The 16,010-nt window shown below is 58.3% G+C and carries 8 protein-coding genes and 1 pseudogene; 1 reads left to right on the forward strand and 8 read right to left on the reverse strand.

What is annotated here, in order from left to right; translation table 11 throughout:
• Position 1: 1 nt before the first annotated feature.
• The 8 genes and pseudogenes from BGLCM_RS07005 to dapA all read right to left on the reverse strand — a co-directional run bounded on the left by BGLCM_RS07005 (position 2) and on the right by dapA (position 14,912).
• Entirely contained in the window at positions 2-2,260 is a 2,259-nt protein-coding gene (locus BGLCM_RS07005) for an APC family permease (RefSeq protein WP_006294504.1), read from the reverse strand.
• Positions 2,261-2,355: 95 nt separating this feature from the next.
• Positions 2,356-3,711 carry a C1 family peptidase gene (locus BGLCM_RS07010; RefSeq protein ID WP_006294503.1) on the reverse strand — a complete coding sequence of 452 codons (1,356 nt, stop codon included), beginning with the start codon at positions 3,709-3,711 and terminating at the stop codon, positions 2,356-2,358.
• A 144-nt stretch (positions 3,712-3,855) separates the two neighbouring features.
• Positions 3,856-5,211: a C45 family autoproteolytic acyltransferase/hydrolase gene (locus tag BGLCM_RS07015; RefSeq protein ID WP_006294502.1), complete on the reverse strand. Its 1,356-nt coding sequence runs from the start codon at positions 5,209-5,211 to the stop codon at positions 3,856-3,858.
• 589 nt (positions 5,212-5,800) lie between these two features.
• Positions 5,801-6,448: a peptide deformylase gene (locus BGLCM_RS07020; protein WP_052295085.1), complete on the reverse strand. Its 648-nt coding sequence runs from the start codon at positions 6,446-6,448 to the stop codon at positions 5,801-5,803.
• A 205-nt stretch (positions 6,449-6,653) separates the two neighbouring features.
• A complete protein-coding gene (glmM, locus tag BGLCM_RS07025) occupies positions 6,654-8,039 on the reverse strand; it encodes a phosphoglucosamine mutase (RefSeq protein ID WP_044085212.1) in 1,386 nt (461 codons plus the stop codon).
• A 709-nt stretch (positions 8,040-8,748) separates the two neighbouring features.
• Positions 8,749-11,381: pseudogene (gene pepN / locus BGLCM_RS07030) on the reverse strand (aminopeptidase N).
• Between the two features lie 153 nt (positions 11,382-11,534).
• Positions 11,535-13,469 carry a ribonuclease J gene (locus BGLCM_RS07035; protein ID WP_006294494.1) on the reverse strand — a complete coding sequence of 645 codons (1,935 nt, stop codon included), beginning with the start codon at positions 13,467-13,469 and terminating at the stop codon, positions 11,535-11,537.
• A 495-nt stretch (positions 13,470-13,964) separates the two neighbouring features.
• Entirely contained in the window at positions 13,965-14,912 is a 948-nt protein-coding gene (gene dapA / locus BGLCM_RS07040; protein WP_006294492.1) for a 4-hydroxy-tetrahydrodipicolinate synthase, read from the reverse strand.
• A 283-nt stretch (positions 14,913-15,195) separates the two neighbouring features.
• Between dapA and dapB the strand changes: the two genes are divergently transcribed.
• A complete protein-coding gene (dapB, locus tag BGLCM_RS07045; RefSeq protein WP_006294491.1) occupies positions 15,196-15,936 on the forward strand; it encodes a 4-hydroxy-tetrahydrodipicolinate reductase in 741 nt (246 codons plus the stop codon).
• Positions 15,937-16,010 lie beyond the last annotated feature (74 nt).

The raw sequence follows: 16,010 nt of genomic DNA on the forward strand, positions 1-16,010 counted from the left end.
ATTACTTGGTTGTGGAATCGGAATCCGTGGGGCTAGCCGTGGGCTTGGCTGCAGGCTTCGATGCGGGCTTGGCCGTGGTCGGCGTTGCCGGTTGGACTGGCGCGCTGGAGGCTGCCGGAGCTGCGGACTTCGCGTCGCTTGCGGCGGCGTGCGCCGCAGACTGTTGCAGCAGCTGCTCAGCGTACGTGGCCGACGCCTCAGCTTCACGAGCCTTCTGACGTGCGGCTTCAAGCAATGCGTCTTCCTCGGCACGGTTCTCTTCAGCCTGGGCGATGACCTCATACTCATGGGCCTTGACGGAAGCGTCCTGGGCCGCGGCCTTCGCCTTGGCTTCGTCAGCAGCCGGATCGTCAGGCAGCTTGGCTGCGGCGATCATGTCGGCAGGCGCCTGTGGCACATCAACTTCATCGCCGTGAGGTTCCATGACCACATGGTGCACAGGCTTGGGCGCGATGGCCACCGTCTTCATCTGGTTCATGTTGCCAGTGAACACGGCGGCGCTGGTCTCAGCATCAGGCTCGCGTACACCTTCCTTTTCGAGCAGCTTCTCAACAGCGGCCGCATAGGCGGCCTGGTCCTTAGGATCAGGCAGGTCAATCTTCTCGTTCGGATCATAATGATGCTTGATCGGCATACCCATCGGGTCCTGGCCGGTAGACAGCAACGCCGTCGGAATGTTCGATTCCACGCGGCCCGGCTTCTTCAAGCCTTCAATCTGCCAGGTGAACGGTGCGAACTGGTTCGACGGATCAACCCATTCCTTATGCTTGCGCGAAGCGCGGTACATCAGGAAGCACACGAACACCACGAATGCGATCAGGCAGATGATGATGATGTCGTATGCGGCGCCCGAACCGACTTCCTTCGCCAACTGTGCCGGAGGATACAAGGCCAACACAATCGCGAAGACCGAAGCGGCAATGCCCACAATCGTCACAATCCATGCGCCAACCATGCCGCCAGGCACCTTGAACGCACGCGGACGGTTCGGCTGGTCGTAACGCAGCTTGATGAATGCCGTGAACATCAGGATGTAGTACATCATGTACAGGATCGTGATGGCCTGCGTGATCAATGCGACAAAGCCTTCAACGTTCGGCAGGAAGAACACGACGAATGCGATCAACGTCATGAACAGCATCTGGAAGTACATCATGCGCGACGGCATGCCGTGCTTGTTGTTGTTCTGCAGGAACTTCGGCAGGAAGCCCGAACGGCCAGCCTGACCCAACATGTACGAAGGACCGGCAAGGTTCGTGATCAGGGCGGCGAACGAGTTCGCCATGCCCAAATACACAAACACGAGGTAGAGATCAGGGAAGCCGATTGTGGCGCCCAGGTCACGGTAGACCGTGTTCAGCGTGTACAGCAGGTTGATCTGCGATTCAGGCACGATCATGGCGATGATCACGGTACCGATCACAAAGATCAAGAATGCGAGGATCATCGAGACGAACACGACAATCGGGAACTGCTTTCCAGGCTTCTTCAAGTCCTTGATATGGGCGGCGTTCATATCCACGCCAGCGAAGCTGAAGAACACGCCTGCAGCCAGCGACAGCGTAGCCATACCGTTCCACTTGGGCACAAAGCCCGACATTTCCATAGGAATAGCCGGATGATGGCCTTGGCACAGCCACACCACAGCCAGAATCATCATCACGGCCAACGGCAGGAATGTACCAAAAATCACACCATACTTGGCGATGTTCGCAAAAACCTTGACGCCCTTCGTGGCCAACCAGCAGATGAACCAGTAGTAGCACAGCCAACCGAGCATGATCGGCAAGGTCACGGTCCAGGGATGCGACTGTTCAGCAAAGTTCACAGCCCAGTCATAGTTGGTGGTGAAGAAGCCGATTGTGGCGGCCGAACCAGGAATGCCTGAACCGAACGAGAACGACGTCTGGAACCACAGGATCAACAAGCAGGAGATGGCCGGGAACGTGCCCAAGCCTTCACCGACCCATCGGAAGATACCGCCACGCTGGCTCCAACCAGAAGCCAACTCTGCGGCGACCAGACCGGTCGGCACGAAGAACAAAATGCCACCGATCAGGAAGTAGGTAACAGCGGACAGGCCGTAGAACGACATCTGCACGTCGTTGGCGATGCCGGCCAACGTCGTGACCGTCATCATGGTGAGCGCAAGCGTGGAAATCTTGCCAGTACCGGCTTGCACCGGTCGCTTGTCTGACTTGGCGGCTGCTACGTCCGCCTTGCTCGGTGTGTGCGCCGAGGCTGTTTGCGAATTACTCATGAGAATTCCGATGTTTAAAAATTTGGGGGGTTAATTGGTAGGGCGGAGGGCGGCCGGCTCACAGCCAGCCGTCCTCCGCAGCAAGTGAGGAAGACTCACGGTTCCGGGTTGAACGGGCTCCAGTACGGCATGACTTCGGGCTCAGTCTCGAGCACCTGCTGGTACTCCTGTGGCAGGAACTCCTTGCGCACGCCAATCTCGAACATGTATTCGTCGAACCACTTATCGTCCATGATGAAGTAGCCCTGATGGCCAACTTCCTTGTTATGGGCTTCGGTGCCCCACGAGTTCTCGATCTTCCAACGGATCGGCTTGCCATCGGCATCCATGTCAACGCCGGCAATCAGCATGGCGTGGGTCGGCAGCGCCTGGTATGTCACGAAGCGCTCGCCCTTGTCCATCGTCCACTTGATGCCGAACATCTTCTCGTAGTCATAGAGGTTGCACGACAGAATACCCTTCGTGAAGTCGGCATCCTGCGTCACGTCGCAGCCGAACCACACGGGCTCGCCAGCCTTGAGCTGCTCAATGGCTGCTGCCTTGAACACGTCCATCGGCACGTTCACATAGTGCAGGTAACGCTTGGAACCGATGATTTCACCAGTCATGTCGATCGTGTAGAGCTTGCCGTACGGCGTCTGCTCGGTCGGCAGGTTCATCACGCCCACGTAATCCTCAAGCTTGATGCCCACATACTTCTTGTAGAACTCAAGCGGCGTCAGGTTGCGGTCGACGTGGTAGTTGTTGTCCTTGTCGCGGTATTCGAAATCGAACTTCTCCGGCGGCTCACCCATGCTCACGGCGAGCACGCGGTAGATTTCGTTGAGGAACGTCAGGCGGGCTTCGTTGAGCTTTTCTTCGCTGGCGCGCTCATGCACGAGGGCACGCAGAGCCAGTGCGTCCTGACGCAGCATCTTGTTGAGCACGGCGTTGAGTTCAGCCGTGTTCTTCGTCACCGCGGTGTCGGGCATGATGTTCAGCGGCATCACACCGTACTTTTCAACGAGGGCCACGATCGGGTCGAAATCGCCGCCGTCCTGCTGCGGCGTCTGCATCAGGAAGGTCACGCGACGGTCGTTGATATCGGAATCAGCGCAGTCGATGATGCTCTTCATGAACAGGTTCGCCTTCTCGAGCTTGTCGAAGAAGAAGTTGTAGTTTTGCGAAAGCTGGAACTGTCCCTTGGGCAGCTTAAGGTCCTTCTCGACCTTGTGGCGCATCCAGTTCAGGCATGAATACATCCAGCAACGTCCCGACTGCTGCTGGTTGGAGACGGCTTCGTCATCCACGTCGATCGAGAACACGAACGGGTTGTCGGTCACGCTGACAACCTCGCGTTCCGAGCTGGCGTTGATGCCGTTGGCTTTGACGGCGATCTCAGCGATGTGCTGGGCCTCCGCCTTCTTGTAGGCTGCGGACATCGCCGCAAGATCCTGCTTGGTGAGTTCCATTGCTATTTACCCTTTCTCAAGTCCAGCAAGCTGGACGCCCGTCCGGTCGGGCGGGTTATGGTTGGTATTCCGCGGCCCGTACGTGGGTTGCGGAAGTATATATTGTTTTATTTCTGTGGCCGCTGCAGTGACGTTCCTGGCGAATCAGTCGAACAACGTCCAAGGCTGGGACGGACGGGACTTGAGGTAGCCCTTCTGCCAATTCCACTGCGGATGCTGGGCCATGAACGCGTCGGCGTCGAACGGTTCGCCGTCAGCGCGGCCGAAAATGCCCCACATACGCAAGTTGTCGATGTCGTCTGCCGACGCGCACTTGCCGTCCACGGAACCTGCCGGATAGAACGGCGTGTTCCACACGGCGTGCGGATCGGAAACGTAAGGCTGCGGATCGCAGTCATAATGCGCGCAAATATCGCGCGAGCTGGCGCATTCATACCCCAGATACGGGTCGAACTTGTCAGCAAGAATGCGCTTGGCCACGTCGTCGTCGATCGTGCCCGAAACTTGCGGCATGAGCTGCTCGAAGCGGGCGCGACGGGCGCCTGTCTGCTGGCGCACGTCGTTGTAGCCGTTGTCCACACACTCGAGATTGCGGATCTTCGGGTTGTGACACGCGTTGCAGCCGTAGAAGTAGCCGTCCTTGGAACGCAGGACCTCGCTGAACTGCAGGCCTTGCTCGAACCGCGCGATGTCACCCGAATTGGCGTCGCACAGCAACCAAATGTTGGCGTAGCCGCCGTTGTTGCCCTTGTTGCAGATGTCAATCCACTCGTCGATCGTGTCGGCGTACTGCGTGGCCTTGCGGGCGCGCACATACTCGGGGATGCCGTCAATGTCATAGCCCACGAAACCGGCGATTGTCGTCTCGGTGATACCCAAGCCGGCGTCCGTGACGTAGAAGTCCATCATCGACGCGATGTAGCCGGGCACCGTCTGCATCTTGATCGCGTGACCCTTGGCCGGCTTGATGCACTCGCAGACGTTGAAATACTGGCCGCTCCAGAACTCGTCAAAGCTCTCGTGCGCGATGACGGGGCGACCGTCCTTCGTGGCCGAACCAGTGGCCACAAAACCCGAGCAGTGCGAGCTCTTCGGCACGAGCGAGTTGTTGCCGTAGTTGGAAGCGACCATCGGCCACCAGTAGCCGGTCATTTCCATCCAGGCGTTCCAACCGATCACATCGTCGAGCGTGGTGGGCGTGCCGCCTGCAGTGAAGCCGTCGGCCATGCCCTGCATTTCGTCGAGGTATTCCTGCTCGATCTTGTCTTTATGCAGCTTGACAGCTTGATCTACGAAGAACGAGTAGTCCATGCCGAACGATTCGAGCGTCATATGCGTGTAGACGCGAATCGCGTCCGCGAACTCGTCGGCCAGCAGATAGCCATGCTGGAAGCCGATTTCATACGGCTCACCAGTCACTGTGATGTAGTGCCAACCGTTAATGTCTTGTCGTGTCGCCTTATCGACGATTGCCTGTTGGGCTTGCGTCAAATCAGCCATGTGCGTCCCTTAAGCGAGTCTGTGCGAAAAACCGGCATACCGCGCTCCCCCTGATTGCCGGGCACCCGACCCTCATGGGCCGCGGCAGTTACCACAATCATGATGGGGGGCGCGACGCATCAGCTTCCAACAACCGGCAGGTTCCAACCTGTTGGCAGCCGATGCGCCGGCCACGCTTCTTGTTTCCCCAATCTCTAAATTAGGGCTTGGCGGCTGGCTGTATTCACAGGTTTCCCTGCGGCGCAACAGGCGCGATGCGGCGTAAAAAAGTACTCAAAGTTCGCTGAATCCCGCACCGATGACACAAAACCGCGCAACATTGCCGATTTAAGGAAGTTCATTGGTTGACCAATACAGAAAACATGCGCATGAAACAGTGGCATTTTCGAGCAATTATGCCGATTTTCCCAGCTTGTTTCAAGAAATATGCAAATGGTCGCGGCGTCATACCCCCGTGGCGATTATCGGGATACATGGCGCCATGGCGTGCATGGTGACGCTGCCATGACGCACGCCAAATAACACAGTGGGGATGCTCGCAAAGCGACATCCCCACAACAGCATTGAGGCAATAGGCCTGGTTGAATCGTTAGAGTGTGAAACCCAGTTCGACGGACGCGTCGACGGGCACGGGATCGTAACTCCAATACTCGTCGAGGTTCTCATCGGTCGTCAACGAACGAATCTCAGCTTTGTCAATGTAGATTTCACCGCTCAAATGGTCGGTTTCATGCTGGAAGATGCGCGCGGGCCAACCATGCAACGGTTCGTCATGACGAACCCCCTGTTCATCGGTCCAATGCGCCATGATATCGACATAACGTTCGCGCACCGCTTGGAATCCCGGGAAACTCAAGCAGCCCTCAAAGAACTTGGCCGTCTTGTCTCCCACCGGGTCATACGACGGGTTGATAATCACATGGAACGGGAACTCGGCGAATTCACGCGGGTCGTCATCATATTCCTCGCTCGTATGGTCTTCCACCACGGCGAAAGCCAATGACAATCCGATTTGTGGCGCCGCCACACCCACGCCCGGAGCGTCCAGCATCGTCACACGCATGGCCTCAATCAGCTTGGCCAGTGTCTTGGCGCTCAACTGGCCCACATATGGTTCGGCTTGCGCGCGCAATACGGGGTCGCCCACTTCAACCATGGGCAGCGGTTGCGCCTTGTGGGCTTTGAGCAAGTGCTCAACTTCTCGGTTCAGTCCAAGATCGACTGATGAACGGTTCATGAGGGGTCCTTCATTCATCACTATGACATCAATGCTACGGGCGGCGCATGGGCATGGAGCGGGATGCGCTCCATGCCCATGCGCCGCCCTACATCATGATGCCTGCGTAGGGGGTATAGCTATGATTCTAGGAACCGCCCCTGTACGAATGCTGCAAAATTGGTGCGCAGTTGCCCCGATACGGCTGATCAGTGTGATCGCATGCTCATAATGCCAACTCTTGTGCGACGACCTGAGCCAATCGCGAACACACCTCATCGGCCTGCTCTTGCGTGGCGGCTTCGGCCATCACGCGCACCAACGGCTCGGTGCCTGAAGCGCGCAACAGCACACGGCCCGTCTCGCCAAGCAGCTGCTCTTCGCGTGCAATGGCTTGCTGGACTTTGGCATTGTCGTTGACTGCCGTCTTGTCAACATTGGGGACGTTGACCAAGGTTTGTGGTAGTTGCGGGAAGTCCGCGGCCAGCTCTTTGAGGCTCTTGCCGGACTGTACCACCTCGTTGCATAGCGTCAAGGCTGTCAACGTGCCGTCACCTGTGGTCGCGAACTCGCGGTTGATCACATGGCCTGACTGCTCCCCTCCCAACGAGTAGTTGCCGCGCAACATTTCCTCAAGCACGTAACGGTCGCCCACGCCGGTTTCCACCGTGGCGATGCCCATGTCCTTGAGTGCGAGCTTGAGGCCAAGATTGCTCATAACGGTCACCACAAGCGTGTCGTGGTTGAGCTTGCCTTGACGCTTCTTCGCACGAGCCAGGATACCCATGATCTGGTCGCCGTTGACAAGGTTGCCATCCTCGTCCACCGCCAAACAGCGGTCGGCGTCACCATCAAATGCCACGCCCAATGCCGCGTCGGAAGCCTTGACCATGGCCTGCAGCTGTTCAGGATGCGTCGATCCGGCGTTCTTGTTGATGTTGTAGCCGTCCGGAGACGCGTTGATCACAATCACATCGGCACCCGCACGGCGCAATGCTTCAGGAGCCACAACGGACGTCGCGCCGTTGGCGCAGTCGGCCACAATTTTCAATCCCTTGAGCGGCTTGGGCTGGACTTGGTCGGCGCCAATGGGTGCGATTGTTGACACGAGATGGTCAATATAAAGGTTCGTGGCTGTTGTTGAATCATGGCTGATGCGGCCTACGCCCGCGCCGGTGGGACGCTCCCAATCCTGGCCCAGCACCTGTTCAATTTCGTCTTCCTTCGTATCGGGCAGTTTGAAGCCGCCACGCGCGAAGAATTTGATGCCGTTGTCGGGCATCGGATTGTGGGAGGCGGAAATCACAGCGCCCATCTCCACGTTCAGCACGCTCGTCAAATACGCCACGCCCGGGGTCGGGATGATGCCCGCATCAATCACATCGAAACCGCCGGCGCTCATGCCTGCTGACAACGCTGCCGCAAGAAAATCGCCCGACACACGCGTATCCCTGCCCACGAGCGCGCGGCGACGACCTTCGGGTTGGCCAGTGCGGTTGCCCTCGTCGCCGAGCACACGCACAGCCGCGTCTCCCAAATCCAAAGCCAACTGGGCCGTCAGGGCACGGTTGGCCAATCCACGAACACCATCGGTTCCAAACATACGGGGCATGTCATTCCTCACAGTCTGCGCTTTCGCGCACCACATAGCTGTCAACAGTCATCAAACAAATCTGTCGCTGTTGCCCATCGTAGTGCCCTCAATGCCATGATTGATACACGAAGCGAAATACTGTGGCTTCATGATGTGCTGATTGCTGCAGATGTTTGGGCTTGGCCTGCCTGGCGCGACTACGACAGTATGAGCGCTTAATCATTGCCAAGGACCGCTACCCATGCATCCCAACCACCCATCACACTTGCACCATTGACTGACGACAATGCATCAACCAAAACCATTGTGACGGTGTTGGCAATCATCACGTTGAGCGTATGTGCCACCAGTTGGCTCATCGGCTTGCGACGCAAGCGATAAGCAAACACCTAGGCACTTGTCACCTCCAATTGCCAAGTAGTGTCAAACAGCGCCAAGCACTACCATGCCTATGGCGAAGGCGAGCATGTGTGCCGCATCAAGAAGATTAGGATGGGAGAGCATTCCTGCACTGCTATCCAACACTCAATTCACTACAGCATGCCGGAAATCATGAATGCGGCCGTATCCACACCATCGTATGTTGTGAATACGGCCGCATTCGTTATTCGTCATTCATTCATCATTGTCATCTGCAGCCGTAGCTGCACACCGTCATCTGCAGCCGCAGCTGCACACCGCCAGTCGCAATGTGCAGCCATCTGCAGCGACTGATCACAGTTGATGATCAGTCGGTTGCATGCTGCAACGAGGCATTGAATGCCGTGGCGGCCTGTGTGCGCTGGGAGGCTTCCACATTGGCACGCACCATGCGCTTGAGCGCGTTGTCGGCATCGGCATGGCCGTCGAGCCAGGCTTGACCAGCGGCAACAAGCTTGGACGGCGTCGCATAGCCTGGGTACAAGCCTTCAATGAGGCTTCCGCCATATGGAACGTGCGGTTGGACCAGATCCAGTCGAGCTCGTCAAAGTACTGTTGCACATACGCATCGGCCAATGCCACATCGGGTGTGGACGAGAATCCTGCGGCCACAGCCTCAAGCTGGCTGTTCGTCAAATCAAGGTTGTGCACGGCCTGTTGCCAAGCCCAATCCTTGGCCTGGGCAGTCGGACGCTTGGCACGCGCACCAAGCGCGAACTCGCGATTCTCCGTCGTCTCATTGGCCGCCAATTGTGCAGCCACCTCATCATCGCTCATCGCGTCAACACCAACGAGCGCACGAATAATCGTCCAACGGAAGTTGTTGTCGATCTGCAATCCGTTGAGCATCACCGTGCCATCGAGCAGACCCTTCGCATTGGCCACAAACTGCTCGTCGCCAACCACACCGTAGGTCAGGTAGGCGCTGATCAGCTGGAACTGTTCATCAGATCCGGCCTTGGCTTCGTTGGCCAGCTTGAATAGTTCACGGGCCACATGTTCGGCTACTTCGGCCCGGTGTGACGGATCGGTGTAATGCCATACCGTCGTGGAAATCTGGGCCAGCGCATAACGGAATGTGGTCGACTCATGCTCCGTGGCCAACGCCTTGAGGCTCGTGTCAATAAACTGCTCAGCAGGCAATTCGGCATCACGCGTCATATCCCACAGGCTCAGCCAAATCACGGCACGGGCCAATGCATCATCGAAGCGATACAGGTTGTTGAGCACAAAATCGAGGCTGCCCGCATCAAAGCGCAGTTTCGTGTAGGTCAAGTCATCATCGTTGGTCAGCAGGAAGTCCGGCACAGGTTTGCCCGCGGCTGCAACTACCTCAGTACGGTCGCCATCCACATCCAGTTCAATGCGGTCGGTACGCACCACGTTGCCCGTGGCGGCGTCTTCATTGTAGAAGCCCACAGCCAAACGGTGAGGACGCAACACTGGATGCTCGGCGGGAGCCGTCTGCACAAGGGACAATTGTGCAATTGTGGCCTCGTCGCCCTCACCAGTGCTGACCAGTTCGGTCGTCATCGTGTTGATGCCCGACTGCTCAAGCCACAGGTTGCTCCATGTGGTCAAATCGCGACCCGACGTGCCTTCCAGCTCATGCAACAAGTCGGCCAGCGTGGCGTTTGAATACGCATAGCGGTCCAGATAGGCATGGATGCCCTTGAAGAACTGCTCGCGACCCACATATGCCACGAGCTGCTTAAGCACCGACGCGCCCTTGGCATAGGTGATGCCGTCGAAGTTGACATAGGTGTCGTTGAGATCGTTGATCGGTGCCACAATCGGATGCGTGGTGCTCAGCTGGTCCTGGTTGAGCGCCCAGCTCTTCTCACCCGAGCAGAACGTGGCCCAAGCATCCTTCCAATCGGTGCATTCCGCAGTGGCCAGCGTGCTCGTGAACTCGGCGAACGATTCGTTGAGCCACAAATCATTCCACCACTTCATCGTCACATAATCGCCGAACCACATGTGCGCGAGCTCATGCAGCACAGTGACCACGCGGCGTTCAGCCAACGCATCGGTGACCTTGGAACCGAACACATAGGAATCGCGAATCGTGACCATGCCAATGTTTTCCATGGCGCCCGCGTTGTACTCGGGCACATAGATCTGGTCATACTTGGCATAGGGGTATGGCACTCCCCACGTCTTGGCATAGAACGCGAACCCCTTCTTCGTGATGTCGAACAGGTAATCCACGTCCTTCGCGAACGCATCCTTCAATGCCTGGCGGCAATACATGGCCATCGGCACGGTACGACCGTCCTCGTTGGCGTATTCCGTATGCCACTGGGCATATGGGCCGGCGCAAATCGCCGTCAGATACGAACTCATGATCGGCGTGGTCTCGAACACCCAGCGCTGGCACGCTTCATCAGCGTGATCGCCCATGGTTCCCGCTTCGGTCATCTGGTCAAGCGCCACAGTCTCGTGTACAGGCATGTTGCTTGTCACAATCCAGCTTTGCGGCGCCACCACCGTGAAATCGAACACGGCCTTCAAATCAGGCTGGTCGAACACGGCATAGACACGGCGCGCATCGGGCACTTCAAACTGCGAATACAAATAAATGTTGCCATCCGAAGGGTCCACACTGCGATGCAGTCCTTCTCCCGTATTGGAATACTGGCAGCGCGCCACCACGGTCACCGTGTTGCGCTCGGCCAGATTGCTCAGCTCAATACGGTTGTCCACATACACTGCAGCCGGATCTTGCGCCACGCCATTGACTTCAATCGATTCAACCGTGTTCGCAATCAGGTCGAGAAATGTGGACACGCCCGGCTCAGCACCGAACTCGACAGTGGTGGTGGACAGGAAATCCTTGGGACCGCGCGTCAGGTCAAGCGCCACATTGTAATGGATTGGCGCCTTGACAACGTCCTTGCGTTCCTCAGCCTCGGTTCTGGTCAGGTTTGCGCCTGGCATGCTGTTCCTCCTTCTCAATGGGGCTGGTTATGGGATTTGGTACACAATCAACGGTCGCATTGCCGCCGTAGCAATAATGGCTGCAACGTCGGCAATGCGACGTGTCTGAGGGCCCCGCCCTCATACAGCGAGCGGCGGGGCATGGCCATGCGCTTAGTCGCGTTGCGAGAGCATGTTTTCCATGTCCGTGGCCACATCAGCCACCACAGGCACGATCATCGGCTTGCGATGCAGTTCACGCGCCACCCAGCTGCCGAGCGTGCGACGCATGATCTGCTGCAACTTGTAAGTGTCCTTCGTGCCCTGCATCATCGCGTCTTCCAGCTGCTGGATGACCTTGTGGCGCACCTGCTCGAATTCGCTTTCATCCTCGGCCACAGCGTTCAAATAGACCTTGGGGCCGGCCAGCACTTCGCAAGCTTCCGTGTCGACAACCACGAAGCACGACACGAACCCTTCCGAACCCAGAATACGGCGCTTTTCGAGCTCATCATCGGTCAGCTCACCCACGGAATCGCCATCCACATACACGTAGCCGCAAGGTACGGATCCCACGATGGCGGCCTGGCCATGATACAGGTCGATCACGTCGCCATCTTCCGCAAGCACCACGTTCTGCGGTTCGATGCCCGTCTTCACAGCGATCAGGCCGTTGGCCACCAAGTGGCGGTTCTCACCGTGGATCGGCATGGCGCACTTGGGCTTGACGATGTTGTACATGTAGAGCAGCTCGCCCTCATTGCAGTGGCCTGACACATGCACAGCGGCATTGTCTCGGTTGACCACGCGCGCGCCCTTCTGCACGAGCTTGTTGATGACCTTGTATACGCCATGCTCGTTGCCCGGAATCAGCGAGCTCGCGAGGATCACCGTGTCGAATTCGTTGATTGTGATGTCACGATGGTTGCCGTCCGCAATGCGGCCCAAGGCCGCCATCGGCTCACCTTGGGAGCCCGTGCACATGTAGACGAGTTTGTTGTCTGGGTAATCCTTGGCCTGCTTCAAGTCGATCACGGTGTCTTCCGGCAGGTGCAGATATCCGAGGTCCGCTGCGATCGACATGTTACGCACCATGGAACGGCCCACAAACACAACCTTGCGTCCGTACTTGTGCGCCGCGTCCACGACTTGCTGCACACGGTGCACGTGGCTCGAGAAGCTCGCGACAATAATCTTGCGTGTCGCTTGGGCAAACGCCATGTCAAGCGCCGGGCCAATCGACGTTTCGGGCTTGACAAAACCCGGCACTTCTGCGTTCGTCGAATCCATCATGAGCAGGTCCACGCCCTGCTCGCCGAGCTTGCCGAACTCCACGAGGTCGGTGATGCGATGGTCGAGCGGCAGCTGGTCGAGTTTGATATCGCCCGTGTCAATCAGAGAGCCCGCCGGCGTGCGTACGCACACGGCCAGCGCGTCCGGAATCGAGTGCGTCACGTTCACGAACTCCATGTTGAACGGACCGACCTTCATTTTGTCGCGGCCCGTCACCTCGTGCATGATCGGTTCGATGCGGTGCTCCTTGCATTTGGCTTCCACAAATGCCAGCGTGAGCTTCGAACCGATCAGCGGGATGTCCTTGCGCAATTTGAGCAGGTATGGTACGCCACCAATGTGGTCTTCATGGCCGTGCGTGAGCACGAGCGCGTCCACTTGGTCAAGCCTGTCCTTGATATAGTTGAAGTCGGGCAGGATCAGGTCCACGCCCGGCTGCTCTTCTTCCGGGAACAGCACGCCGCAATCGATCAGCAGGATGTGCCCGTTGTATTCGATCACGTTCATGTTGCGTCCGATTTCACCGAGGCCGCCCAACGGCACGATACGCATGGAACCCTTGCGATACTTGGGGGGTGTGATCAGTTCGCGATGGTCACGCGGATCGGAGGCCGCGATAGTCGGCACGCTCTGTGCGGTTTTGGAGGTTTTGGCCGTGGACTTGCGCGGCTTTGTGGATTTCGCAGCCGCTTTCGTCGCGGACTTCTTCGCAGCCGCCCGGCGCGTTCCGTTCTGTGTATTCGCCGCGGCCGCCGCCGTCTTCTTGCGTGCAGAGCCACGCTTATGCGTGGTCGTTTCCTTCTGTTCTGTTGTCATGGTTTACTTATTGATTTCTGTTCAGTGTCCTTCGCCTCTGCGAACGACTCGGTCCATATTCGTGAGGGTTTGTGGTCAATCGGTGGCATAACGGCTCACATGCCCTTCACCGGCACGTCTGCATGACGCAATCCCCTGGTTGTTTCCCCTGGATGCTCATGAACATGCCACGGTCACGGTCCTGTTGCATCGAATGCATGTGGCAGCGGAGCAGGTTGCTCAACGTCATCGCCTCATCTGCATAACGGCTCTGGGCCATGCAATGCAGGAACCGTCGCGGCACTGTGCCGCGATTCCTTCACCAGTTATACACGCACCCGCGCTCAGCGCGCAGTAAACGGCATGGCGGCGGTACGTCACGTATACCCCCGTGGCCGCAGGCGTCATAGGCGACGCATAGCGTTGCGGCGGTACGGCGGCCATGGACGCAACAGCGGGAATCACTAGAAAAACCAGTAACTCCCGCTGCAATCAACGTGACGGATGCACGAAACCTTAGAGCAAACCCGAGTTCTTTAAACCGTCGGTGACGTGCTGAATCTGCTCAGGCGTCGGACCCACGTTCGGCAGACGCATCATCGTGCAGTCAATGAGCCCGCGTGCATAGAGCGCGGCCTTGGCCATGCCGGCTTGGAAACCGGCACCGTTCATGGCCTCGACAGCCGGGGCGATGCGCCAAGCCAGCTGCTGGGCCTGGGCGATGTCACCACGGTCGAATGCGGCGGCCAGATCACGCATGGGACCGGCGGCGGCGTGCGCGACAACGGAAATAATGCCGACGGCACCGATCGACAGGAACGGCAAATACAACGCGTCGTCACCCGAATACCAAGTCAAACCAGTGTCCAAGCGCTTGCGCACAGCGCCGGCAATATCTCCCGTGGCATCCTTGACGGCCGTCACATGATCGAGTTCGGCCAAACGGCAGTAAGTGTCGTGCTGGATGCGCACACCAGTGCGGCCCGGCACATCGTAAATGATGATCGGCTTGTCCGCCGAGGCTTCCACGGCGGAATAATGCTGGAAAATACCCTCCTGAGACGGACGCGAGTAATACGGGCAGACTACGAGCACGGCGTCGGCACCGGCTTCCTGCGTCTGCTCGACCATGCGCACCGTATGGGCCGTGTCGTTGGAACCGGCGCCGGAAATCACGGGAACGTCGACCGCTGATTTGACGGCCTTGACGAGCTCAACCTTCTCGTCCATGTGAGTCGTCGGCGACTCGCCCGTCGTGCCGTTGACAACGATGCCGTCGGCACCGTCGGCCACAAGCTGCTTGGCGACACGCTGCGCGGCCTCAAAATCGACGTCACCGTTGGGTGTCATCGGCGTGACCATGGCCGGAAGCACACGGCCGAACGGGGCCGGATCAAGCAAATGAATCGATGCGCCATCAGCACCCTGGGTCGGGGTGCCTGTTGTGGAAATACCGTCTGTCATGGCTCCCTACCGTAGCCGGTGGCCATGAACGCGGGGCCCATATGTCCAGTTTGCGGCGCGTATCGCGTGATTGGTCGGGTGAACGGCGGGAGGCTGTGCAATGGCCGTGACGAGTGGCCGCAGTGTGGCGAGGCGACGCTGTGGGTGCAGTGCGTTGGGTAAGGTGGGCCGCAAGCCGATGTCACAACGCAAGACAGCGCAACGCAACGTAAGGCGGCGCAGCGCAACGCAAGACAGCGCAATGTCTAGACAACGCAACATAAGACAATGTGAGGAGCAGACAATGATCAAAGTTTCCGTCGTGGGCGCCAAGGGGCGCATGGGATCGCACGTCGTCGAGGCCGTGAACGCGGCGGACGACATGGAACTGGCGCTGACACTGGATGCGGGTGATGACCTCACGCAGATCACACCCGTGAATACCGATGTGGTCGTGGAGTTCACGGTGCCGTCGCAGTCGTTGAACAACGTGCTGACGCTCGTGGGGCAAGGTGTGGACGTGGTCGTCGGCACGACGGGCTGGACCGAAGACAAGCTCAATCAGGTGCGTGAGGCCGTGGCCGCGCAGCAGTCAGTGTTCATTGCGCCGAATTTTGCGATTTCGGCTGTGCTGGCCGACTACTTCGCGCGTGTGGCCGCACCATATTTCGAGTCGGTGGAAGTGCTGGAAATGCATCATCCCGACAAAGTCGATGCACCATCGGGCACGGCAATCCACACAGCCCAAGGCATTGCGGCGTCACGCAAGGCTGCGGGGCTGGGCCCCGTGCCAGACAACACGCAGACCGATGGCGGCTCGCGCGGGCAGGTTGTTGACGGTATCCATGTGCATGCCGTGCGGCTGCGCGGACTGAACGCACACGAGGAGGTGCTGTTCGGCAATGCAGGCGAGCAGCTCGTGTTGCGCGCCGACAGTTTTGACCGCACCTCATTCATGCCGGGCGTGCTGCTGGCCGTGCGCAAGGTTGAATCAGGCGAGTTCCCCGGAGTGACGGTCGGGCTCGACAACTTCCTCGATCTGTGAAGGCGGCGCTGCAGTTTGCTGGCGTGACGTCGCGATGTAGTGACGCGGCGTCATGCCAGTAAACCGCAGCAAAC

Source organism: Bifidobacterium gallicum DSM 20093 = LMG 11596, from assembly GCF_000741205.1.
Lineage (GTDB): Bacteria > Actinomycetota > Actinomycetes > Actinomycetales > Bifidobacteriaceae > Bifidobacterium > Bifidobacterium gallicum.